Here is a 24,652-nt window from a genome sequence, read left to right on the forward strand (position 1 = left end):
CCGAGCAGACGTGTGCCCATGATTCCATTCATGGGCGTGGCGATCTCCAGAACTGTTTAATTTTGAACTAGCGGACATTCAACACATGGATTTTGAAATGTTTAATTTTTTCAAAAAAAAGAAGGCCAAGGATGCGTCGTCACCGTTCGATACAAGACCAGCGCCAGTCTCTACGATGGTTTCGAAACCAATGCACGCTTTAAATAAAATGACCGGAGCTGAGCTTGCCGAGGAAGGTTTGCGGCAGATTGCCGTAGCTATCAAGAACAACGCTATCAAGATTGAGCCGGGGCGAGTCTATCCAGACGTCTATGCCCATGGCGACAAACCTGAAGGCGTGGCGCGGTTCACATACGTTATGTTCAGCCCTACCGTTCAGAACGAGGTGATGGCTCGTTGCACCATCATTTTTGACTCTGTGCGAGAAGGCGTCGCTACATGGCAGGTTGACTGGGCCGTTGCTAAAAATTATCGCAACAACAATTGGGGCAAGACTATTGCACTTAAAGCTCTGACCGAGTTTTGCAATGGGATGCAAGGCAAGCTTTCCGATGGATTTGCCATCGAAGCAGTGGTAGATGAAGGCAATGAAGCGTCTATCAAAATCGCAGACGGCTTGATTGGCAATGAAGACGTTATTTTTAACAAAGACACTGGAAAGAATGTTCATACATTCTTACGCCATTTCGAGCTGTAAATCACACCGCCAAATACAAAAGAGGGCCACCCGGCCCTTTTTCATTCTGGGAAATTTTAGAATAAGCGACTCGATCTGACTTCATAGACAATTCTCCAGCGGCAGAATTTTGCCGTTTTCTGCCGGTCGCGACATGCAGACAACGGCCAAAAGCGGTCATGGGGGATCTTTGAAACCGGAGGCGATTCAGTCTTGACAGTTTTTCTCGCTAGAATAGCTTGGGCGTTCAAGGTTGAAGGCCCTCTTCAATGTGGTGATTTTTGGTCGTCAGCCTATCGCGGTTGAACCGACCGTTGCCGGTCTCAGAAAGCTTGCGCTCTGATGCCCGGTACGTGCTAGGCCAAAAGTAGTGAAACCAAATGTCACATGACTCTCGCCTAGGGCGGCGTTCTGTGTCCTGCTGCAAGCTTGACCTGCTTCTACAAAACAGGAGGAGCCCATCCCTTGACGTTCTTGGTGGCGCCAGACACGGTCATGCGGGTCGTCGGTCGCGCCCATTTACACCTTCTCTGTCGTCGGGCTCCGGCCACCCCCTACTGGCTTGGGCGCATGATGGCCGCATTATGCATAGCCAACAAATTCCTTTTTGGCAGCTGTCGCCTACCGTCCTAGTCCCAGAGACACAGCTTAACTGTGGGCATGGCCGTCACCAATGCCCTATTGACACCGTACGCGCTCCGGCTGAAGCTCAGAAACCTACGCAAATCTAAAACCAAGGAAGACAATGCTAATTACCAAAGTAGTTTTGAAAGGTTTTCGGAACTTCGCGGATGCCACTATAAATCTTGAACGTAACACTTTAATTATTGGTGCGAACAATGTTGGAAAGACGAATTTGGTTTATTCTTTGCGATTGCTTTTAGATAAAAGCCTTTCTGATGCAGAGATTGAGCCCGTTGAGTCCGATTTCCACATCTCGGCTGCTGGGAAAATTTCTGACACATTGTCTGTGACGGTATATTTCTCTGAAATTACAGAGGATGCTGTACTTGCAAGTCTGAAAGGAAATATCACAGATGATTTATGCTCTGTTCTTCAATACACTGCCGATAGACGTACTCTGACCTATCAAATTCGAATCGGCGCCACGAAGTCTTCGCTTGTAGAAATCCCCTCAAGATATTACTTAAAGCATATAAATATGAGGTACGTGAAGTCTCGCAGAGATCTTGAAAAATATATTAACTCTGAAAAGAGACAGCTTCTAAAGTTATCCTTAGAGAATCGTAGCGAGACAGAGTCGAAGTCCGACCATCGGCAGATGGCTAGAATTGGAAAAGCGTTAGAAGCGATTAATGATAGAATCCGAAACTTGCATTATGTAAAAGGAGCGACTGATTCTGTAAATGAGGAGTTGCAAAAGCTTGCTCACGACTTCAGTGAGTATGAAGTAAAGCTCGACTCAGGCGCAATTCAGGTTCAGCAGTTTATTGATAGCTTACGTTTAGGCGCGTCTACGTCCGGAGCATCTGTAATGCTTGGGGGCGACGGGCGGAACAATCAAATTTTGATGGCCTTGTGGAAGGCTAAGAGCCAGCGTGAGCACGACCCGGATAGTGAGGTAGTATTTTATTGCGTCGAGGAACCTGAGGCGCACTTGCATCCCCATCAACAAAGAAAATTGGCTGACTATTTGATTAATCATCTCCCTGGGCAAACGTTTATTACTAGCCACTCACCACAGATTACGGCTCGCTACACGCCTTCTTCAATTGTCCATCTCAAAGTTAAAGGTGGGAGGACTAAAGCAGCAAGCAATGGTTGTAGCAACTGCATCAGTAAAGCATGGGATCACTTAGGGTATAGGATGAGCATTCTGCCCGCTGAAGCTTTCTTTGCTAAATGTGTTTTCCTTGTAGAGGGCCCGTCGGAGATTTTGTTTTATAGCGAACTTGCAAAACGCTTATCAGTGGACTTGGATTTTTACAATATTTCCATTTTGTCTGTAGACGGAATTCAATTTAGCGTTTACGTAAAAATCTTGGACGCCATGGAAATCCCTTGGGTGATGAGAACAGATAATGATGTCTCGGATATCACGGTAAAAAGAGTAAAGCAGCGTCATTTGGCGGGGATTAACCGTTGCTGCGCAGCGGTGGCTTTAGCCGCTATGCCACATTCCCCACTCGGTACGACCACTCAATCATTGCTGGCTGATGGTACTTGGAAGAAGGTTTCGAAGGAAACTAACCCAAAAGGCGCCTATCTGTCTCGCGTCGATCTTGAGCATGATTTGACAGAGGAAATGGAATCTGAAGTGATTGCTTATGCGTGTAAAAAACTGAGGAAACGCACTTTAGACGCCGCTATTGCGATCAAGTATTTGCAGGGTAAGAAAGCTATCCGCATGAGAGAGTTACTGGCGCAAATTTCAGATAGCCTTCCTCTCATCAAAGGTGGGAATTTGGCAAAGCCGCTACTCCATGCTAAAACTTTGGCTGAGGGCTAGGTATGCCTTCTCAATTCACTTACAGTGACGCTCAGAAAGCGGCTATTGACTGTCCCGGGAGTATGGTTATCACGGCCTGCCCTGGCAGTGGCAAGACAACAGTCATGGTAGAGAAGATCCGCCAAGAGTTTGATACGCTCAAGCCATACCAAGGAATCATCGGCATATCCTTCACTATCAAATCCAGCAAAGAACTCGACGATAAATGTAGAAAAAATGGAGCCAATATTAGAGCGAGTTTTTTCGGAACAATCGACAATTTCTGTCTTGCGGAGATTATATTCCCATTTCTAGCCAGGCTTTATGGATTTAGTGGTAACGAACTAACATGTGTGCAATATAGCAAACTGGAAGACGAGCATAAAGACTATCTTCCTGATCTTTCAAAGCCAGATGAAAATTTAGTCGCAAGCGACTACGATTTGTATGAGCCGGCATTTAAAGAGCACTACCGAGCGGGGTTCGTTCTTCTAGAGGCTGTCACGGTAATTGCCTGCAAGATTTTAGAGAGATCAGAGGCATGCAGGCGTTATATTAAAGCAAAGTATCGTACGGTTTACATAGATGAGTATCAGGATACATCGGAGCCTCAGCATGTACTTTTTTGCGCTCTGCACTCATTGGGTTTGAGAGCTGTAGCTGTTGGAGACACGCAACAATCTATATTTGCGTTCCGAGGGAGTGATCCTCGTCATCTGTTGTCACTCACGGCTAATGTAAGGGATTTTGAACATTACGTAATTGACATCAATCACCGCAGTCATCCCTCAATTATTAATTACTCTAAACGGTTGTATTCTCCTCATTGCCAACTGATCCCTGTTGCCGCTGCCGATATCCAGGTCTATCACCGTAGCTTTGATGGAACGCAAGAGGATGTAGCTAGGAGTCTTAGTAGTTGGATAGAGAGAGCAGTTCGTATATTTAAAATTGAGGATTTAAGTGAGGTCGCAATTTTAGTTAGATGGAACGTTTCAATAGACCGTCTTCAAAGACATCTTACCCTCCCAGCCAGATTCTACAGAGACGATTCGTTGTCAAAAATTTCCAGTCCGCTGGGGCGTTTTTTCTCTGCGCTGCTTTACTTTTATTTTGATAAACGCAAGCTCGTAGAGCAAGTTCTTGATGATTTTCCGCTGCTCAAAAGTACACCTGCTAGACTGAGAGCGCTTAGAAAGTCGATCCATGATCTGCGAGATTTTCAATTAGTTAAACTTCCAGGTGCATTTCTAGAGATCGCGCAGTCGTTCAATTTTCACAAGGAAAATCAAGTTGAAGTTGAGGCGCTTCAAAAAACCATCTCGTCTTCCGAGGAAATTTTACACTATGAGAGTGCGCATCCTGGCGAAGTTCAAGTGATGACACTTCATAAGTCGAAAGGCCTAGAGTTTGATTTTGTCGTGCATTTAGATCTTTATGATTGGGTGTTTCCCACTCGCAAGTACACGGGAAACTTCAACGATGAAGTTTTTCCGGACTGGGATCAAGAATTAAACCTTCATTTTGTAGGGATTACTAGGGCTAGGAAATGGTGTGTATTGATTACAAGTGATAAGAGAATAAACTCTGAGAATAATATTAAAAAAGGCAGTCCTTCTCAATTTCTTAGCTTGCCAGGGATTGCAGGGCTATACCGATAGAGTGATTGAGTTGCTTGAGCCACTGGATCGTCTAACCAAGAGTTAGGAGTATGATGGGAACTACCTATGAACGCTGGGAACGCTTGAGAAACTGGCCAAAATAGATTTCACGACCGTTAACAAACAGTGGTCTCACCTGACAACTCTGAACCTCATCAGGAACTGCATCGTACATGCAGATGGCGATGCAAATCCGTTCAAGAACTCCACAAAGCTCATACGCATAATTAATAGTTCTAAAAATTTGAGCTTTATCGAAGAGCAGCTCATCATGATAGATGCTTCTTATATATACTCATCAGTCGATACCATCCAGAGCTTCCTGCTCCATCTATTCGAAGCAGGCCATTGATGTAGCCTCCCTTTGGTACGCCAGAAATCATCTCCGCCTGAAACTAATGATTCTCACAAAAGGCTTCAGGTACTGGACTAAATAGGCAACAATGTGGCCTTTATGGACAAAATAAGCTCCGTAGAGGCCCGGCGAGCGGTGCGTCCACCATTCCTGCAGCCGGAAGTAATGGGCAAAGAAGGGAACCGCTATCTCGTATGGCCAGCAACCTGAAGACCGTTAGTCATGCGAGTATCCAGAATCCGTCGGAGTAGAGAATGACTTATCAGCCTGTTGAGCGGATCGGTGTCGCCAAGATAGATCTCGCGGTTACGACTTTATTTGGATGGATTTTTAGAGAAACCCCAATTGTCGATTACGGTATAGATGGGCAGATCGAATATGTTTTGAATGGCTGCCCTCAAGGACGTTTGATTGCGGTTCAAATCAAAGCTGGAGAGTCACACCTCACCCAAACTAAGCGTGGCCTTATATTCTACGGTGAGCTTAGACATCTTAATTACTGGCTCAATCACTCGATTCCGGTCTTGTTGGTAGTGTACACCCCCAGAAACGACACACTGCGCTGGGTACACATTACTGAAAACGCCGTAATAAAAACCGACAAAAGCTGGAACATAGTCTTTCCGACAGACCAGTTTTTCGACAAAAATTCGGCAGTTGAAATTTCGCAGCTTTTTTATAGTTCGCCTCGACCACCTGAACTTCAGACTTTTAGCGACACAGGCCCTGGCCCAATTCCTGGGCACTCGCAACACATCAAAGAATTGGTATACACAGTAGCAAAAAAAATCCAGCTCCCTCAATGGCATGCTTGGATCTGCTATGCCTGCTGTGATCACCTTCCTAAGTTATCTGAAGATTTCATCGACGGAGTGAGATACTCGGCAGCAGCTACCGTTGGTGCTATCTATCCGAGTGACGAATTGGGAAACATCCAACGAGCCATTCAAAACATGCTCAAAAGCGCTGACTCCGCTATTGATATCCTTCTGGAGCGCGCTGAATATCTTGCCAAATGGCGCTCATGGTGGGGGATTCGAGCTTATGAACGTGACTACACGAATAAAAACTTTAACGACGCAAAAGCTGAACATGAAGCTTGGCTGACTCGATATCTATCAGCGATGCAAAACTTCGTAAAGTCAGTCAATCTTTTTGCGGACTCAGTTCGGGAAAGCCTTGACCCAGATTTTTTCCTGGCAACAGGTAAATTCCTCTATTACGACGATGAGTTCGCTCGACTTTCGGATCTAAAGCCTCTTGAATATAGCAACGAAGAACGAAGGAGCATACTGATGAAGCGACTCGCCTAGACTGATTAGCACACTCCTCCAGAGAGTCGACCGCACTAGGGACGGCTCCGTGGCCAAGCCTATTTGCTCTTGCGGCGCAATCGAGACAAGATTTCCTCCATTTGAACCAGCGATACAACTAGCGACTCCAGCATCACGCGACCCTTCACTACGTCCAAGTCAGCATGCTGATCGATACCGACCAGACCGTAAGCTTTGCCAAATTCAAAGGACGGTAGATGAGCATCCGCTTGCCTGAGTTCGTTGATCCCTACCAGTACCTTGGTCATCGCCCTGGCCTCATCCTGGCTCACCTCCTTTTGCAACACCGCCTCCAGGTGCTTGACCGACCCGGCTTTCATTTTGCCTGGCGGAGTAGCCAGCACCGAAAGTGCTACCCCGTCCAACGACTCAACGGTGACCCGGGCCAAGTCCTTGGCCAATTCGAGCACACCGGTTTTCTCTAGCGCACGGAACCGGTGAATTCGATCAAAGATGTCGCTAATAGCATGGTGCGGTGCGAACAAGGGTTTTCCTGTCAGCTTTTCAAACGCCTCATTGAGCGCATTGTAAGCTGGCCTCAAACGCGTCTCGGGAGCTTGAGTATCGGCGGGCTCGGCTTTAGCTTGCGATGCCAGTAGTTCTTCCGAAACGCCCCCATCTGGCGCTACGTTGGCACCTGCCCACACCCGCTGCTGCCACAGCGGAAGCTGTCCAATGTCCTTGCCGTACACATTGATAAGGCCAAGATCATTCAGCCCGAAATGCACGCTGTAGCCTCGCGAGATACCGATGAAGCCTGTGTCGCGGGTACACCAGCTTAATGAGAAACCTCGGTAACTGCTAAGCAATGTCGTGACGCTCGGGCGGAACCACAGCCAGCAGCCACGATCCACCAGTCCAGCACCATCGACGCGCTCTCCAGAGCCATCAACCGCAAAATCCACCCTATTAGGTGGCTGCTCACCCAACACCCGCTCGCTGACCCGGCCTGGTTCGACCAATTCGGTTTTCCAGAGCGAGCCCCTCAAACTGAAGAGTTTCTTCCCTTGGTGCTGCACCGTCCACGACTTGGACACAACAGAGTCGTCGTTTGGAAAACCAAGCACGGGCACCTCATCATCCGCATCGATATCAGTGCGAGATGCGTGGAAAACAGCAGTCGAGGAGCCGTACTGGCTACCGCCTTCGTGTATAGGCTGCTTGAGCCCCTCCCACTTGTCAGCATCCATCTCCTCTTCCACCAGTTCTTCAGCCCAGTCGATGTGAGCAGCATCCGACACGATTTGGTGTCGGCTTCTGAAGCTAGACATCAGAAGGTACATCCCCCGAGCCTTCAGATAGTCGCGAAGGTGTTCCGAGCGCACCTCCAAAAGAACCGGCTCGCCGGCATCGTTGCGCGACAACCGCACGACCTCCTGGAATCCCTCAGCGGGACGCAGCCAAACGTCACCTTGCCGCTGCAATCCCAAAGAGATGACAAAATCTTGATGCAAATGCCATTCACTGGTGGCTACACCGTCAAACGACTGATCGATCACGAGCCCGGTGCCTACAGCATCGCCATGATGACTGCCCCAATCACCAGCCCAGTAGTAAGTGGAAATGCGCTGCGGTTCTGCGGGTGTGCCAGATTCAGGCGGGCTCGCTGTAAGAGCCGGCGTAGCGGCTTCCGCCTGGGTCGACCGGACATTGAGGTTCAGATTGAGATTGATAAAAGGCACTCGGAAGGATGCAAGCAGTTTCCCCTGCTCTGCCTTGTTGCTCCCGGGTTTCTCCTTAGGCTGATCAGCATCGCCATCGGTGGTTGAGTGGGCGCGGTCTGGCCAGACGTAGGTAGTCTCTAAACCGCCTGTAAAAGAGTTCCCGCCGATGTCGCTCCAGCCCAGTTCGTTTATCTGCTCACGATGTTCAAGCTCAAACATGACTGAGCCGACCCCGAAATACTCTTCGAGGAAGCCCTCATAGCCATACTCCCCTTCCCTACAGATCATTGATTCGGCACGAAGCGGTATCCAGACTTTCTGGGTAACCGAGGTCTTCCGGATCTTGCCCATCTCAAACCAGGCCTGAGGCTGGCACTCGGCGGTCTTGGGTATCACCGCAACTGCGGCTCGTGCCCCCGCTCCTTCCCTCAACACCAGCACAATAGACATCTCGCGCGCATGGTCGATAACGTCCATGTGCTTACGCACCATCTCCCGTACTTCCTCGGGTGGAATCAGTTGATCAATTGCATCGGCAGAGAAAAAGGCGCCCGGATTCTCAAAGCCATTCACGTTGGAATCCCAAAACGCGAAGCTAGGGCCTTGCGCAACCACCGCCTCAGTTCGACTGAGGTCAGTCCAGGCACTGCGCCAGTGTTCCAGAATTACCATGACCTGATCATCCTGATCAAGCTGCGCCCCATCAACCCGATGCCCATCCTCGGAGGCATCCGTAATCATTTCCATTTCTGGATCCTTATCCATCAGCCCCTCGCGCGTGCGCTGCCTATTGCCAAGGTGTGGATTAAACCACGAGCCGAGATCGGGCAGCAGGACGATGATCGCCATGCATTATCAATGCGATGCGAAGAGAGAGCCAAATTCGAGTGACGACATTTTGCCACCATCAGCTGTAGAATCTTCGCTCCCAGCGATCCCTGGTTGGTGTGGTTTAGTCATGCCAGCTGTCATTGACGCAAGTTCTCAGCTGGCAGTATCAACCATTCTCAAGGAAGCAGTCTGGCATGTCCGAAACGCTGAAAATCAAAATCGACTTCGCCGAGAAGCGTCAGCGTCCGGCAGAAGTCTTCCAGGCTATGAGCGGCTACATTGAGGCCTACCAAGCACTTGGTCAGGTCTTGGTCAATGCGCTAGGCGACCCAGAGGACTTCGAGCTTCAACTCGAGTGCATTGAGGCAGGGTCTGTTGCCAGCTTCATCAAAGCCGTCCCTGGTCGGTTCAAAGAATGGATGTCCTCCGCAATCATTGAATCGGGCTTCAGACTTGCGGATACCCTTTCAGGGGTAGAGAGTACGGCCACTGAAGGCGAGGTCGATGCAATCGCTTCTGTACTTGAAAGCGAACTGACCAAATCCGACACCCCGCACATGATTCACCCGAAAATCGACAGGAAAGAGCTCGCGTTTGCTCTTCAGAAATTTTCTGAGGCCAACAAAAAGCTACAACCGGACGAAACCGTCCTGACGTCCCTAGCGGACACAGAAAATGTCACTCCCATCAACACCCATTGGCGCTTCAACGCCAATCCGAAAAACATGTTTCTTGGAATCACAACAAGTTTCAACGGCACCGATAGACTCTACGTGCGCGCCCCAGTGAACATTGGCAAAGGTGCATGGTCGATGGTCAGTGTTACAACAGGCAGCCGGTACAACGCGAACATCATCGATGTGAAGTGGCTTGACGACTATCAAAATGGCCTAGTACGAGCAATCGGGCCCAAGGATGTCATGGAAGCCGAGGTCTCGTTCCAGCTCTACACTCCTCCTCCTGGCCAAGGCAAACCGTATATATCAAATGCCAAAGTTGTGAAGGTTATAGATATCCACCGGAACGTGGGGTTGCAACATGAAACAATACCCCTGTTCTAAAGAGCAGAAGGCGATTTTGGCGGAGCTCTGCTCTGAATACCTGTTCATCGTTACTCCGTTCGTTTTTTTGGTCGCAATCAAGCTCTACGCCTACTCATGGAGAGACATATTTTTAGCGGCTGACTGGTCACTGGTCTCGTGCATTATATTTGGACAAATCGCTGTGAGGACGTCCCGGGCCGCAATTAAAAACCGATCAGTGGATGACCGTCACTTCTCATGGTACTCATCTAAGCGATTCTTCTTGGTAGCCATGTCTCTTTTATTTTACTTCGGCATGATCGCCAAACCGACTCTATGCCTTGGACTCGCACAACTTGGCCTGTTCGCATTAGCCAGCTTTTTTCATTTCAAAGATGGTATTGCTGCCAAAGCTATCGAACACAGAACTGTCACTTCCCAGTGATACAGGCTGCAACACCTCTAGGCAGCAGAGCAGTGACCAGGCACACAGCTTGCTGCCACCAACGAAACGGAAAGGATGCCTAATCATGGCCGTAGAGTTTGATCTCAATCAGAACGAGAGGGATGCCCTGCTTCGCCACTGCCAATCGTTCCGCCCTGATTGAGGACGCACGAAAGCTCCCCCACCCAGCGCAGCAATCCTGACCAAGTCAGAAAACCAGCGCGACCTAACACCTCACTTCAATTTGGTAAAACAGACTTTCAATCACCAGACGGCGCCGGCCGGACATCACTGTGTAGGCTGCTGCACGACAAGGTCAGATCTGTCGGCGCTCATAAAGGAATGCTGTTCACCACATCAGGATTTCAATCAGGAGCGATAAAGTACGCGACAGCGCACGGTATTGCGCTTGTATCGATAATCGACGGTTTAGCTACCTATGAAACTCGCTCGGCGTATCCAGTTGCGCCGAAGCCTCCGACTTGGCTCAACCTTCCGAAATTTGCACTCTGGCACGTTGGCGAAAATGACGCTGGAAGCATCTCGATGAAGTCGCTAGGCCGTGCTGATACGGAAATCAACGAGATGTTCGGTGACTAGACCTATCTCGATCAAGGATTCTTGGGATGCAGAGCTCTGAAGGCTCTACTGATGTCCTTATTGGCACCAAGGGCCCCAAGATGGTGGATTCTCGATGATGTCAATGGATGTACTGAGTTCGTGCTGCATGTGCTGGAAGACCCTACCGAGACTTGGGTGAGCTTTCGACTCTCGCAGTGCGTTCACTAGCTCCAGCAGCTCTCGGCCTTGGGCCACCGGCATTTGAATGTCGCAGTACACAGTGTAATCGTCGTCTTCTGCCATGCCCGTCGACTCCTCAATCTGCTCCAGGTTTGTTTCTCACAGCCCTATGCTGCTCCAAGTGGCGCATCTCTGCTTCCCACCTGACCAGGAATTTATCCCAGTCCGTGGCGTAAGGCCCCTCGACCACCCGTGTCGAACCGATGCTCGCCTGCTGGAAACGCTCCCTCCATGGCTGAGGAATGGTTAGTTCCAAGACTATGTCGATGCCGCAGTTGTGATGCTGCACTGGGACAGAGTCACGAACCTCTTTCAGCTCGAGTGGTTCAGCGGTTGAAGGCATCCCGGTTCGCTCTTGGGCGTCGAGGTCGTCAAGGATGGCCAAGGTATCGGCTGCCTTTGGGTCACCTGGAAGGAGTCTGGCAATTTCCCAGAGGGCACTCCGTCTGGTGCGCTCAAGCTTTCGGAGTTCAACGTGGGTCATTCCAGCCTCTTTCAGGTTGGTTGAAGCTGGCCTACGGTCGTGGCGTGCCGCCGCTGGCGGAGGGCTGTCGTGAACCGAGCCGTAGCAAGTCAAGTCTCGGCCCTTCGGGCTGACATCCTGCACGCCCGCGCGCTTCGCTTGCTTGGTGCTCGCATGGACAGGGTAGTCTGGCGCAGCGAATTTGGATTCGCGCTGCGCTTTCTAGTGGGTGGGGCAAGCTGCACTCAGGTCGCAGGAAGCCCACTTTTGCTACAATCTGATGCGTTAGATCCAGTCTTCTTCACGTAGACACATGTGCTCTCTCCAGTGAACGCAGTCGTTGGTACTAACTTAGCGCAAGGGTGTGTCCCAATCCAGCCCTTGAAGGACTGCCAACACCATAACTGACGTAGTGTCGTCCGACGAGACGCGGTTGACGATCACAGGAATCATTCCGACGCATTCAGCAAGAGCGCGCGGATATACTGCGCTTTACGTTTGATAGGGCCATGTTATGAATCTGACTGATGCCTCGCTCGTACTGCTCCTCGCGGCACGCATCCATGGAACAGACGAAGCCATCAGAGCATCGGCGAAAAGTGTGGTAAAGAAATTGCCACGCGGTAAGCGTGACCTGATCTACAAGGTGATCGACAGCCGGACTCCGCTAGACTTGGTTAACTAATTTGGCGCAGCACCTGGATGACTGACCCAGAATCCACTGGTAGGTCGCCTGCCCTCTGCCACTCGTCGATAGTAGCTTGCGACAGGAGCGCTGAGAAACTCCTTTGCGTTCAGGGCGTGCCCCCCTTGGGGTCGGCTGTCGTAAACCCAGCCCGAGCGGTGCCCGCTGCTGTCTGGGCCCTCCGGGCTTCCATCCTCACGCCTGCGCGCTCCGCTTGCTGGAGCAGCCTCACGAAGCGCACCTAGATTCCTGCTGCGCTCAGGTCTCAGCGACTTGGTGGCTGACGCCCCAGGTTTTCCACGCTCTCAAAGGACTGCTCGACTGTTAGAATTAGGTCAGCTCCACATCATCCACCGGAAATCGAATGAACCCAGAATTGAATGAAGAAGAGATGCGCCGAGCTCTCTTTGGCAACCCCACGCCAGTAGAACAGGTGAGCGTCACTCCGGTACAGGCACCTGTTCCGGAGATCGGGCCTGCTCAACCGGTGAAGCCCGCGCAGAAAAAGAAAATCGCAAAGGCGTTCACTCCGAGGCTGAGGGTGACGCTGCGGGTGGGCAATGAATTTGAAGGCAAAACGTACGAGCTGATTCATGAGGCCGACACGCTGAGCACTCTCCTGGCAGAGCAGGAAGCTGTTAAAGCAGCCAAGAAAAAATACAGGTATGTAGAAGTGGTTTCGGTCAAATCGATGTAGCGCAGCGAGCTTGTGACTGATCCATCGCCCCGAAACACTTTGAACCAGGGCCATGTTAACTCGGCCTTACCAGTCAGGCTCCGGTTCTGTACCTAAATGGATCGACTTCACCAGCCCTCTCCGGTAATGCAAAGGGGTCGCGTATAGCTCCAGCGACAGAAGCCTTTCGGCTGCGACGATCAATGAGCTCATACGCTCACGGGGCACAGATACGAAGACAGCCAGCCGCCTCCCGCTTGCTGTCATGGATCCGATGCCTCTGGGAGCTTCCGCGTCTTGAAATAGACGCGCGTCAGCATAGAGCTGACACTCGGCCTCTGGGTATTTGAAATGCTCTGGGTACACCACTACGCCTTTGAGGGTGAGGATCATGTGCTCACTGAAATGGCCTTCATTTGCCCTGGAAAAGTCGGAACGCGCCAGGTTGAGCGACCAAGACATATCCCAACCCGAGACCTTGATTTGATAAAGCACCTGCTGCGACTCAAGCTTCGGACGGCCTCGTCGAGATTTGGGCTTCGGCTTCGCGGTGTTGGTCATAGTGACCTCTATCTGAAATCGGGCTTTGCGCTGAACACCATCCCGGCTGACCTCAGACCCTAAACTTACAGTCGGGCGGTGCTGATTCAGCTCGCGTAGGCTTGTAGCGGTATGCCAAGCTCGTAGCGCCAGTTCTTCCCTCTTTTTCACCAGGAGCCGCTCGGCTTTCATCGAATTTCAGCCTCAGACTCAGCGAAGCGCTGCCGTTGCAGCATAATGCCGCCAAATCTTTTCAATCGTGCGGGTACCGTCACAACAACTGCACAGCATCGCAAGGAAATTCAACGAATGTCGCAAGCCTCCAACAACCTAGCAGCCTACATCTGGTCTTTAGCCGACTTACTCCGTGGTGAATTTAAGCAAAGCCAGTACGGTCGCATCATTCTGCCGTTCACCTTGTTGCGTCGCCTCGAGTGCGTATTGGAGGCAAGCAAAGCGGCGGTTCTGGTGGAGCATGCACGCGTCCAGCAACTCAATATCTCCGAAGAAGCCCAGGAAAAACTACTCCTGCGCGCTAGCGGTGGTCTGTCCTTTTTCAATTCCTCGAAAATGGATCTATCCAAGCTCGGTGAATCCGGTATTAAGGCTAACCTTGAGTCCTATCTGCAGGGCTTTTCCAAAGACGCACGGGAAATCTTCGAACACTTCAAATTCACCGAGTTTCTCGGGCAACTGAACGATGCCAACCTGCTCTACAAGGTTGTGCAGAAGGTACGGAAGACGGACTTAAGCCCTGCGGCTGTTTCCAACCACGACATGGGCCTAGTGTTTGAAGAGTTGATTCGCCGATTTGCGGAAAGCTCGAATGACACCGCTGGGGAGCACTTTACCCCGCGTGACATCGTGCGCCTTACCACTTCCCTGGTGTTTATGGAAGACGATGATGCATTGACCAATCCCGGCATCATTCGCACCATTTACGACCCAACAGCCGGCACTGGCGGCTTTCTCTCATCGGGCATGGAGTACGTGCATGAGCTCAACCCACAGGCCGTAATGCGCGCCTATGGCCAGGAGCTCAACCCCGAGAGTTACGCCATCTGCAAAGCCGACATGCTGATCAAGGGCCAAGACGTCAGCAACATAAAGCTCGGTAACACCCTGTCGAATGATCAGCTGTACTCAACTGAATTTGACTACATGCTCTCCAACCCACCCTTTGGCGTGGACTGGAAAAAGATCGAGCACGACATCAATGACGAGCACACGCAAAAAGGCTTCAACGGCCGTTTTGGTGCGGGCTTGCCACGGGTCAGCGATGGCTCGTTATTGTTTTTAATGCACCTGATCAGCAAGCTTCGAGACGGCTCTCACGGCGGCGGACGCATTGGCATCATCCTCAATGGTTCGCCATTGTTTACCGGCGGTGCTGGCTCGGGTGAATCAGAAATTCGCCGCCACATTCTAGAAACCGACTTGCTCGAAGCCATCGTCGCGCTGCCCACCGATATGTTCTACAACACCGGTATCTCGACGTATATCTGGGTGCTGTCGAATAAAAAAACTGCAGAGCGCAGGGGCAAGGTACAGCTAATCAATGGCGTCAACTTGTGCGGAAAGATGCGCAAATCACTTGGCTCCAAACGTAATGAAATGGATGAAAGCGATATCGCCACGGTGATCCGAGCCTTTGGCAGTTTTGCTGCAATCGATGCCTATGAGCTGGACAAACAAGCCGCACAGAAAAGCAATCGCGGCCGTCAAGCGGCCAACCCGAAAGCTGAGGCAGCCAAGACATTCGCTAGCAAGATCTTCAACAGCTATGAGTTCGGCTATCGTCGCATCAGCATTGAGCGGCCCTTGCGTCTGTCCTACCAGTTCAGTGACACACGCATCGCTGAATGTCGCTTCGCCCCCGGCTCCCTCAACAGTGCCATGAAATGGCTCTACCAAGAGTACAGCGCCGTAGAGGGTGAGGACTGGAGCGATGATGACACCTGTAAGCGTTACGGTGACCTGAGCGCACATGAAGACGCCATTCGCCGTTATTTCAAACTGCACTTCGCCGACCTGAAAGAGAAGCACATCAAGGATTTGCTCAACAGAACAACATGGCTGGATCAGAAGCGGCTTTTAGCCAAGGCGCAAGGCCTGCAGGCCAGCATCGGCACTGCCCAGCACGACGACATGAACACGTTTGATGACGCGATCAAGGCCGCCTGCAAGCAACAAGGTATTACTCTGGATGCCAAAGACAAAAAGCAGATTATCGATGCGGTGAGCTGGAAGAACCCATCCGCCGCCAAGGTCATCAAGAAAGTTCACAAGGCGAAAGCCAATCCCCTATATGGCTTGTTCGCCGTCGACGGCGAGGTGCTGGAGTACCAAACCGATAGCGATCTACGCGACAACGAAAACGTCGCACTTGACCCGAGCCAGAGCGTTAACGCCATTAATGAGGCCTACTTCCTTAAAGAGGTGCAGCCACACGTGCCCGATGCCTGGATCGATGCGAGTAAAAAAGACGCTAAGGATCAGGAAATCGGTATCGTTGGATATGAAATTCCCTTTAACCGGCATTTTTACCAGTACCAATCGCCACGGAGCTTGCTGGAGATCGATGCGGATCTGGATGCGGTATCAGCTGAGATTATGCAGTTGCTACAAGAGGTGCACTCGTAATGGCAGGGCGATATAAGCAGTACCCTGAATATGGGAGTTCGGATATTGAGTGGCTGGGAGAGATCCCAACCACATGGAAATTTTCACGCTTAAAGTTCATGGCGAAAATCAAGAACGGTCAAGATTATAAAAGTGTAGAGGTTGACGAGGGCTATCCTGTCATAGGTTCAGGCGGGCAATTCACTTACGCTTCTCAGTTCACATATGATCAAGAATCTGTTCTTCTCGGCCGCAAAGGCACAATCGATAGACCGCTATACATTAATGAGCCGTTCTGGACGGTTGACACAATGTATTACACGGTAATAAACAAAGACATACTTCCGAAATATCTTTATTACTTAGCGCTGACCATTCAGTTTGGAAGGTATTCTACAAATACAGCCTTGCCGAGTATGACTCAGGAGAATCTGGGCAATTACATATTTGCAATACCTAAAGACAAGAGTGATCAAGATACAATCGCGAGCTTCCTCGATCATGAAACCGCCAAAATCGACACCCTAATCGAAAAGCAACAACAACTCATCCAGCTGCTAAAAGAAAAACGTCAGGCCGTGATTAGCCATGCCGTTACCAAAGGTTTGAACCCAAGCGCAAAAATGCGGGATTCGGGTGTTGAATGGTTGGGGGAAGTGCCGGAGCATTGGAGGGTTCTGTCGCTAGGTAAAATCACTGTGAGCAAATGTGACGGGCCATTCGGGTCAGGCTTGAAATCAGAACACTACTCAGACTTTGGCGTTCGTGTAATACGTCTGCAAAATATAAAAACAGATGGCTATTACGAGGGTGAGGGAGCATTTATTGATGAAGAATACTATAAAAACAATCTCTCAAACCATGATGTAATTGCAGGCGATCTATTAATTGCTGGACTTGGCGACCCCAACAATCCAGTAGGAAGAGCATGTGTTGCACCTAATGATATATCACCAGCCATGGTAAAGGCTGATTGTTTTAGATTTCGACTGGATGGTGAAAAAGTTCTGCCTGCCTTTGTTGCAAGGCAACTATCTTTTAGTGCCTGGTCGGATGCTGGCAGGCTGTCGAATGGCTCGACCAGAGCAAGAATACCTCTTTCCCTCATGGCAACTCGGATAGTTGCAATATGCCCAATGAATGAGCAGGCCAAAATACTAGAGCACATAGAGACCCTAGTAGAAAAATACGACAAGCTGGAGCAAAAAGCCGTAGATGCAAGTTTGCTATTGGCTGAGCGCCGCACCGCACTAATCTCCGCTGCAGTTACCGGCAAAATCGACGTAAGAGACTGGGTCGTGCCGCAATCCAGTCAAACCGACAAGGAAGTAGCCGCATGAGTGCATGGGGTGGCGGTAAGGGCATGGGCGTATTCTGCACGGCCTCCGAACTTGATCTCTGCGAGCCTGCAAAGGCGGCCGTAACAGTTGCCACTCTCAGGCTACGGGAGTTAGTCGAGCGACCTTTGGCCATCCCTGATTACCAGCGACGCTATTGTTGGGGGCCAGAGCAAGTGGCGTCGTTGTTGGCTGATATCCAGCAGCAGTTCCAGCCAGCCGAGGCAACCTCCCCTCTAGCGCCGTTGTTTCTCGGCACGATAATCCTGCACCAAGAACCCGCAGAGATTACAGGCACTAAAGACCATCTGGTCGATGGCCAGCAACGCTGTTTGACCTTGGTGTTGCTGTTGCACGCGCTGGGGAAAAATGAACCACTAGCAGTCAAACAATTGCTGCAAGCGGAATTCCCCGACAGTCAATCGCAGCAAAACCTGGCGGCCAACTTTCAGCAAATTGGGCGCTACCTGACTACTGAGCCCGGTAAAGGGTTGCAGATCGATAAGCTGTTGGACAAGCTCCAGTTCGTGGTGATCAGCATCTCCTCGATTGACCAAGCTTTTGCCTTTTTCGATAGCCAAAATACCTCCGGCAAGCGCCTGAGCGATTTTGACCTGCTCAAGGCCCGGCATCTTCGCGCCGTGGTCTCGGACGCCAGTGTGGGTATTGGCTGCTCTAACCTGTGGGAGGCGTATGAGCGGCAAAAGGTCGGTAACGGCCAACGCCTGGCCTATTTCTTGACCGAGCAGATTCTGGCGCGCACGCGTTTTCGCCAACGTGGTAATAAAGTGGACGACTTGCAACTGGTGAAGGAGTTTGCCGTACAGGCACCGAAACCCACAGCCGACGGCCCTAAGACCATCCAGCTATCGCCGCCGACGGCCGTGAGTTTTTATCGCGACTGGAATGTTAGCCATGACGCTAACCACGCTGAGGCCGATGTGTTCACATTCACAACGTTGGTCAATGTGAATGGCTCGCAGGTTGCCGTCGAAGAGCGCAGCGTCTCGCGTCTACCGTTACAGCTGAATCAGCCGCTATTGGGCGGCGAGCAGTTCTTTTTTTATATCGCCAAATACACCGAGCTGTATAAACAGCATTTCCCGCTGGACATTACGTCAGGCAATTCAACGCTCGTTGAACCAGAGCAGCAGAATGCAACCCTACACGGGCGATTGCTGAAGCTCCATCGTGCGGTTGAGCAAGGGCAGGATGCCGGCTATTCACGGTTAATCGAAATATGGCTGGCGATGCTAGTGTTTTATCTGGATCGCTTTGCTGAGGATGAACGCTTTGCCTCCTTTGCGACCTTGGCAGATCAATACGTGTTCAGCCTGCGCATTACCGAAGGCTCGTTACGCCGCAGTACCGTAGAAAATCATTTTGCAACAAATGAAATTTTTGCCGACCTGTTGCAATGCCCATCCTCACTGCAGGCCGTGGCTCTGATCGAAAAACTGAGTGGCAAACAGGCACAAGCGCTACTGAAATTTGAGCCAGCGCAGGTGGAAAAAACCAAAAAAAGGCCAGTGATACGACGTTATCTCAAGGCGTTCGCAAGCACCTACGCAGCGGGTAATAGCCCGCATTTGAATAGCCACACGTCTTTAGCGACTGTCTTGCACGCCAAGTTCTTCAAGGATGAGCAACATGCCTAATCGCGCCCATGAGCTTACGGCGAATAAATACAGTGCACAGCGTATGGTCAGCGGCAGTGAAGAGCACGCAGGACACATTCCTGCGCTGGACACACCCTTTCTGATTCCCATCTACCAGCGCCTGTACACGTGGGAGACGCAGCACGTCGAGTGCTTGCTCCAGGACGTCTGGGAGGCTTACCAGCAGCAGTCAGACACCGAATATTTTATCGGCGCGGTGGTCGTCAGCCCAATTGCTGATGGCCGTCTTGAACTCATTGACGGCCAGCAGCGCATGACCACCTTATGGCTTATTGCCTCCGTGCTGGTGACTGCACCGCTCGGTTTAAGCCTTGACTCGTTACTCAAGTGGCGAAGCTTTATGGCTGTCGGTACCAAGCAACCACCAGTCGCCCGGTTGGATTTCTCTGGTCGCGAGCAAGACAAGCACGCATTGGCGGGTTTCATGCGCAACTGGGGATGCGACTGTGGTTGCGCATCGAGCACTGAATGCAATGGCTGGTTAAAAAACGAAGCTATGGTTGTTGCCCGCAAAACGATAATCAACTTCTTCAACAGACTGGCCAACCAGCCTCAGCAAGAGGAAGGTATGACAGGCGCTGGTCGAGTGCAGGCATTCAGTGACTATCTATGGGCCAAGGCCACCTTCGTCGTTACCAAGCTGCATCAAGAGACCGATAAGAATCGATTTTTTGACAGCATGAATAGCCGTGGCGTGCAGCTCGAAAAACATGAAATTCTCAAGGCGCGATTGCTCAACCAACTGCCAGAGATAGAGCGACGGGTTTATGCTTGGGCGTGGGATCTGTGCGCCGACATTGATGGGTATGTTAAAAACAGCTTACAGGCCGAGCTCGACTATGGGCGAAGCGCACACCACATTGGAACTCACTTGCTGAGTAAGGTAACTACCCGAAGTGAGGGCGGTACAGACTCTTTAGTAGAGGGTACACGGACATTAGCGCACATACTCAATACCCCAAATGCAAAAACAAACACTGTAGACACTGACGAAGAATTATCCACGAAGTATAAAAGCTTCGTTTCATTTCCAGTTTTTTTGCTGCATGTGTTGAGATTGTTTGTTGGTGACTCTACACCTAACAGTGACCATGCGGGTGTTTCGGTCGATCATAAAAAACTGCTTGCTGAGTTTGACAAGCATTTTCCGAGTAACCTCGAGCATCAGCACAAACCGTTTGGTGACAAGACGCAGTGCAAGGCGTTTATCCATTGCTTGCTGCGCTGTCGGCTACTCATGGACAATTTTATGATTAAAGGCCATGTTCATGAGAGCAGTCACGTGGCGACGCGCTGGGAGATTGCCTCACCATTAGCAGAAGCTTCCAAAAACAATCAGCGAACCAAGCGTACCGGCCAACACTGGGACTCCATCAGCATGTTGCAAAGCATGATGTATTTCAGTCAAGACTTGACCCGTGTGCCTTGGTTGACGGAAGCGCTGAAAGCATTATATGAGCCAGGTGCCCAACTTGATGACGCCAAGAACCTGCTGAATGGGCTAACACAGCAAGATGCACGTTATGCGCAAACGGTCGCCAGAGGCAAAAGCCTGCAGGAGATTTTGGGCGTGGGTGATACCTTTGCACTGTGTGACGGCCTAGGCACAGATACTCCGCATTATTGGTTTTACAAGCTTGAGTATTTACTCTGGGAGTGCTGGTTCAATGCTGACGATCCCGACAACAAACCTGTGAGACCAGAGATTTTGAAGGGTAGCACCACTATTTTTCGTATGCGCCATGTTACCTCAGTAGAACATGTCAGCCCTCAAAGTAAAAACACAGGTGAAATCACTCAGTTGGATCGCTTTGGTAATCTTGCGTTGTTGTCCGTTGGCGAGAACTCGACCTATAGCGATAAAGACCCCGTTGAGAAAAAAGGAATGTTCAGGGCGGGCCTTAACAAAGGCATAATTCAATCATTGAAATTGGCGGATATATTTTCTTCTATAAATGACGATAGCGACTGGTGCGATACAGCCATGAAGAAGCACGAAACCGCCATGGCTGCGGTCTTGCTTGATGCACATCCAGAATTAGCGCAAGGAGCGACGCAATGAGCAAAGCCGGCGAACTGATGTTTCAAAACGACATGCTCAAGCATCTGGTCAGTACCGGCTGGTTGCTTGGCAAAGCCGAACACTACAACCGTGAACTGGCCTTGTACCCAGAAGACCTGCTGGGGTTTGTGCAAGATACCCAGCCCGAGCAGTGGCAAAGATTCTGCGCGCTATACCCCTCCCAACCTGGGCAGCACTTTCTTGAGCGGGTCGCCAGCCAGCTGAATAAAACCGACCCCAACGCCGCCAGTAAAGAGATGCGCACCTTCGGCACTTTAGGCGTGTTGCGTCACGAACTACGCCACCGTGGTACTCGTTTCAGCCTGTGCCAGTTCAAGCCTGAGCACGAGCTAAACCCTGACACCTTGATGCGTTATGCCAAGAACCGCTGCCGGGTGGTGCCGGAGCTGGTGTATTCACCTTGGGCCACACAAGAACACCTCGAACAAACCGGCAGCAAGGCCAAAGCCTGGCGAATCGACCTGGTGTTGTTTGTGAACGGTTTACCAGTAGCCACACTGGAACTGAAATCCGAATTCAAGCAGGCCGTCCACAACGCCATTAAGCAATACAAAACCACCCGGCTTGCCACCGACCCGGTGACCAAAAAGCCCGAACCGCTGCTGACCTTCAAGCGGGGCGCCCTGGTGCATTTTGCCGTGAGCCAGTACGAGGTCTATATGACCACACGACTGGAGGGGGCAGACACCTTCTTCCTGCCGTTTAACAAAGGCACCTCGGTCGGCGGTGCTGGTAATGACGCGCCGGCAGACATTAACCAGTACGCCACCGATTACCTGTGGAACGAGGTGTTGCTACCCAGTAACTTGCTGGCGATTCTCGGGCACTTTGTGCACCTACAAATTGAAGAGAAGGAAGACTGGCAGGGCCGTAAATACAAAAAAGAAAGCCTGATTTTCCCGCGTTATCACCAGTGGGATGTGGTGAATAAATTGGTCACTGACGCCCGCAATGAAGGCCCTGGGCATAAATATTTGATCCAGCACAGCGCCGGTTCCGGTAAGTCCAACTCGATTGCCTGGGTCGCACATCAACTATCTGCGCTCTACGACGAGCAGGGCTGCAAGCAATTCAACTCAGTGATTGTGGTGACGGATCGCACCGTACTGGATGATCAGCTACAAGACACCATCAACCAGTTTGAACACGTCGATGGTGCCGTTGGCCGCATCAATAATCAGGAAGGTGACGGCTCCAAATCGGAGAAGCTCGCGGCCGCGCTGGAAAACTCACAGCCGATTATTATCGTCACCATCCAGACCTTTCCTTATGTGCTGCGCGCCATCGAAAACAGCGTCAGCTTGAAAGAGCGCAGCTACGCGATCATTGCCGACGAAGCACACTCCTCGCAAACTGGCTCTACAGCGCGGCAGCTGAAAGAAGTGCTGATGATTGAGGCTAAGGCTGATGGTGAGGACGAGCTCAGCTCTGAGGACATTCTCGATGCCGCCGTGGCGTCACGCCGCGCGTCAAAAAACCTCAGTTATTTTGCGTTCACCGCCACGCCAAAAACCAAGACGCTGGAGCTGTTTGGCCGTTTGCCTAAACCCGCCGAACTACCCTCTAAAACCAACAAGCCTGAGGCCTACCATGTGTACAGCATGCGCCAGGCTATTGAAGAGGGCTTTATTCTCGATGTGCTGAAGAACTACACCAACTACAAGGTGGCGTACAACCTGGCGCAAAAAATCGACAAGGCGGATCAGGAGGTTGAAAGCAAAAAAGCCAAGGTCAAACTCAACCAGTGGGTGCGCCTGCACGAGTACAACATCGCGCAAAAGGTACAGGTAATCGTCGAGCACTTCCGTAGCAACGTAATGGGCCTATTGGGTGGACAAGCCAAGGCCATGGTAGTGACCAGCTCACGCAAAGAAGCCGTGCGATATAAGCTGTGCTTTGACAAATACATCATCGACAAGGGTTACCAAAAAATCCATGCCATGGTCGCGTTCTCCGGTGAGGTAGAGTTCAACGAGAAAGACCCGAACGCCGTGGCCCTAATCGGTAACAAATACACCGAGAGCAACATGAATCCCTTCCTCAAAGGCCGTGACATGCGCAAAGCCTTTGATAGCGATGATTATCAGGTGATGATCGTTGCCAACAAATTTCAGACCGGGTTTGACCAGCCCAAGCTCTGCGCCATGTACGTGGACAAAAAGCTCGGCGGCGTCGAGTGCGTACAGACCCTGTCACGCTTGAACCGGACGTATCCTGGCAAAGCAGCAGTAGGCACTTTTATCCTGGATTTCTTCAACGATCCACAAGACATCCTCGACTCGTTCCAGCCGTATTTTCAGACAGCAGAACTGGCCGACGTGTCCAATCCAGACTTGATCTTCGATCTGTTTGAAAAGCTCAATGCGGCGGGAATTTACAAGTCGAACGAGGTTGAGCAGTTCTGCGAAGCCTTCTTCGTCAAAAACAAAAGCAACGCGGCGATTGCCAACATTTGTAAGCCAGCAGTCGAGCGATGGACGAAAAGCTACAAGTTGGCGGTTGACGCCTACGCGCACTCGAAGGACATTTTTGAGCGAATTAAAAAGACGCAGGATGCAGTGTTGATCGCCAACGCGGAAAACGACCTGAAGGAATGCAAGCAAGCCAAGGATGCCTTGGACATTTTCAAAAAGGATCTCGGCACTTTCGTGCGCTTCTATGAGTTCATGTCGCAGATCGTCGACTACGATGACAAGCAGCTGGAAAAGCTCAGCCTATATGCGCGCAATCTAAGCCCAATGTTGCGCGAAACCGCCGTGGACGAGGATGATATTGACTTGGACAGTATCCTGCTCAGTCATTACCGGGTCTCAAAGATCAGCCAGCAAGACCTTAAGCTAATCGAGGACTCAGCAGACCATAAGCTTGTGCCTGGTGAGGGACTTGGTTCAGCTAAGGCGAAGGATAAAAAGGAAGAGCTGCTTTCTCAGATTCTAGACCGGCTCAACGAGCTATTTGTGACAGATCAGCTTACTGACAAAGACATGGTGAATTACGCCTACACCATCCGGGACAAGGTCAGTGAGAATCAGTTGGTGATGCAGCAACTGGCCAACAATACCGCCGAGCAAGCGTTACTGGGCAACTTTGCCAACGCGGTCGATGACGCAATTATGGACAGTGGAGAGGCTCACCAAAATCAAATGATGCAGTTGTTATCTGACCCAGCTAAGGCCAGTAAATTTGCCAAGGTTATATTTGACTTGCTTAACTTGAAGGCGTAAGCGGCCGCCTAAGAGTAATGGGTAAACTTAAACATGGATTACTACCATTTAACGCAGCACACCGAGTCAGCCTGCCAGCGTACACTTAGTCAAATCGCCCCCCAC

Annotated in this window: 16 protein-coding genes and 1 pseudogene; 13 read left to right on the top strand and 4 right to left on the bottom strand. The window is 50.8% G+C overall.

Annotated elements, in window-relative coordinates; translation table 11 throughout:
• Nucleotides 1-85: 85 nt before the first annotated feature.
• From MOQ67_RS24480 to MOQ67_RS24495, 4 genes are all read left to right on the top strand, one after another.
• A complete protein-coding gene (locus MOQ67_RS24480; RefSeq protein WP_236456150.1) occupies nucleotides 86-697 on the top strand; it encodes a hypothetical protein in 612 nt (203 codons plus the stop codon).
• 724 nt (nucleotides 698-1,421) lie between these two features.
• Nucleotides 1,422-3,146, top strand: a complete 1,725-nt coding sequence (locus MOQ67_RS24485) for an ATP-dependent nuclease (RefSeq protein WP_448675636.1) — start codon at nucleotides 1,422-1,424, stop codon at nucleotides 3,144-3,146.
• Between the two features lie 2 nt (nucleotides 3,147-3,148).
• The gene (locus MOQ67_RS24490) at nucleotides 3,149-4,786 is read left to right on the top strand and encodes a UvrD-helicase domain-containing protein (RefSeq protein WP_448675637.1); all 1,638 of its coding nucleotides are present in this window, start codon (nucleotides 3,149-3,151) and stop codon (nucleotides 4,784-4,786) included.
• A gap of 609 nt (nucleotides 4,787-5,395) precedes the next feature.
• Nucleotides 5,396-6,454: a DUF4365 domain-containing protein gene (locus MOQ67_RS24495; RefSeq protein ID WP_448675638.1), complete on the top strand. Its 1,059-nt coding sequence runs from the start codon at nucleotides 5,396-5,398 to the stop codon at nucleotides 6,452-6,454.
• Between the two features lie 59 nt (nucleotides 6,455-6,513).
• On the opposite strand, the gene MOQ67_RS24500 is transcribed toward MOQ67_RS24495, so the two are convergent.
• Nucleotides 6,514-8,988 carry a hypothetical protein gene (locus MOQ67_RS24500; protein ID WP_236456459.1) on the bottom strand — a complete coding sequence of 825 codons (2,475 nt, stop codon included), beginning with the start codon at nucleotides 8,986-8,988 and terminating at the stop codon, nucleotides 6,514-6,516.
• A gap of 176 nt (nucleotides 8,989-9,164) precedes the next feature.
• On the opposite strand from MOQ67_RS24500, the gene MOQ67_RS24505 reads away from it, so the two are divergent.
• Together MOQ67_RS24505 and MOQ67_RS24510 are read left to right on the top strand one after the other, a co-directional pair.
• Nucleotides 9,165-10,031, top strand: coding sequence for a hypothetical protein (locus MOQ67_RS24505; protein WP_236456450.1), 867 nt, complete (start codon nucleotides 9,165-9,167; stop codon nucleotides 10,029-10,031).
• The gene (locus MOQ67_RS24510) at nucleotides 10,009-10,437 is read left to right on the top strand and encodes a hypothetical protein (protein WP_236456441.1); all 429 of its coding nucleotides are present in this window, start codon (nucleotides 10,009-10,011) and stop codon (nucleotides 10,435-10,437) included. The genes MOQ67_RS24505 and MOQ67_RS24510 overlap by 23 nt, the downstream gene beginning before the upstream one ends.
• A gap of 657 nt (nucleotides 10,438-11,094) precedes the next feature.
• Here the strand turns inward: MOQ67_RS24510 and MOQ67_RS24515 are convergent.
• Both MOQ67_RS24515 and MOQ67_RS24520 read right to left on the bottom strand, forming a co-directional pair.
• Nucleotides 11,095-11,301, bottom strand: a complete 207-nt coding sequence (locus tag MOQ67_RS24515) for a hypothetical protein (RefSeq protein WP_236455996.1) — start codon at nucleotides 11,299-11,301, stop codon at nucleotides 11,095-11,097.
• A gap of 13 nt (nucleotides 11,302-11,314) precedes the next feature.
• Nucleotides 11,315-11,722, bottom strand: a complete 408-nt coding sequence (locus MOQ67_RS24520; RefSeq protein WP_236455994.1) for a hypothetical protein — start codon at nucleotides 11,720-11,722, stop codon at nucleotides 11,315-11,317.
• Nucleotides 11,723-12,215: 493 nt separating this feature from the next.
• Here MOQ67_RS24520 and MOQ67_RS24525 point away from each other — a divergent pair.
• Both MOQ67_RS24525 and MOQ67_RS24530 read left to right on the top strand, forming a co-directional pair.
• A pseudogene (locus MOQ67_RS24525) lies at nucleotides 12,216-12,411 on the top strand (DUF7740 domain-containing protein).
• Between the two features lie 339 nt (nucleotides 12,412-12,750).
• A complete protein-coding gene (locus MOQ67_RS24530; RefSeq protein WP_448675639.1) occupies nucleotides 12,751-13,083 on the top strand; it encodes a hypothetical protein in 333 nt (110 codons plus the stop codon).
• Nucleotides 13,084-13,149: 66 nt separating this feature from the next.
• Here the strand turns inward: MOQ67_RS24530 and MOQ67_RS24535 are convergent, their stop codons facing one another.
• Nucleotides 13,150-13,623: a hypothetical protein gene (locus tag MOQ67_RS24535; protein WP_448675640.1), complete on the bottom strand. Its 474-nt coding sequence runs from the start codon at nucleotides 13,621-13,623 to the stop codon at nucleotides 13,150-13,152.
• 288 nt (nucleotides 13,624-13,911) lie between these two features.
• Here MOQ67_RS24535 and MOQ67_RS24540 point away from each other — a divergent pair, with 288 nt between their 5' ends.
• The 5 genes from MOQ67_RS24540 to MOQ67_RS24560 are packed head-to-tail and all read left to right on the top strand — an operon-like array spanning nucleotide 13,912 to nucleotide 24,547.
• A complete protein-coding gene (locus tag MOQ67_RS24540) occupies nucleotides 13,912-16,245 on the top strand; it encodes a type I restriction-modification system subunit M (RefSeq protein WP_448675641.1) in 2,334 nt (777 codons plus the stop codon).
• Nucleotides 16,245-17,564, top strand: a complete 1,320-nt coding sequence (locus MOQ67_RS24545; RefSeq protein ID WP_448675642.1) for a restriction endonuclease subunit S — start codon at nucleotides 16,245-16,247, stop codon at nucleotides 17,562-17,564. The genes MOQ67_RS24540 and MOQ67_RS24545 overlap by 1 nt, the downstream gene beginning before the upstream one ends.
• Entirely contained in the window at nucleotides 17,561-19,219 is a 1,659-nt protein-coding gene (locus tag MOQ67_RS24550) for a DUF262 domain-containing protein (RefSeq protein ID WP_448675643.1), read from the top strand. Before MOQ67_RS24545 ends, MOQ67_RS24550 begins: the two co-directional genes overlap by 4 nt.
• Entirely contained in the window at nucleotides 19,212-21,302 is a 2,091-nt protein-coding gene (locus MOQ67_RS24555) for a DUF262 domain-containing protein (protein ID WP_448675644.1), read from the top strand. The genes MOQ67_RS24550 and MOQ67_RS24555 overlap by 8 nt, the downstream gene beginning before the upstream one ends.
• The gene (locus MOQ67_RS24560) at nucleotides 21,299-24,547 is read left to right on the top strand and encodes a type I restriction endonuclease subunit R (RefSeq protein ID WP_448675645.1); all 3,249 of its coding nucleotides are present in this window, start codon (nucleotides 21,299-21,301) and stop codon (nucleotides 24,545-24,547) included. The genes MOQ67_RS24555 and MOQ67_RS24560 overlap by 4 nt, the downstream gene beginning before the upstream one ends.
• The last annotated feature ends 105 nt before the right edge of the window (nucleotides 24,548-24,652 follow it).

Source organism: Pseudomonas sp. LY-1 (assembly GCF_053502595.1).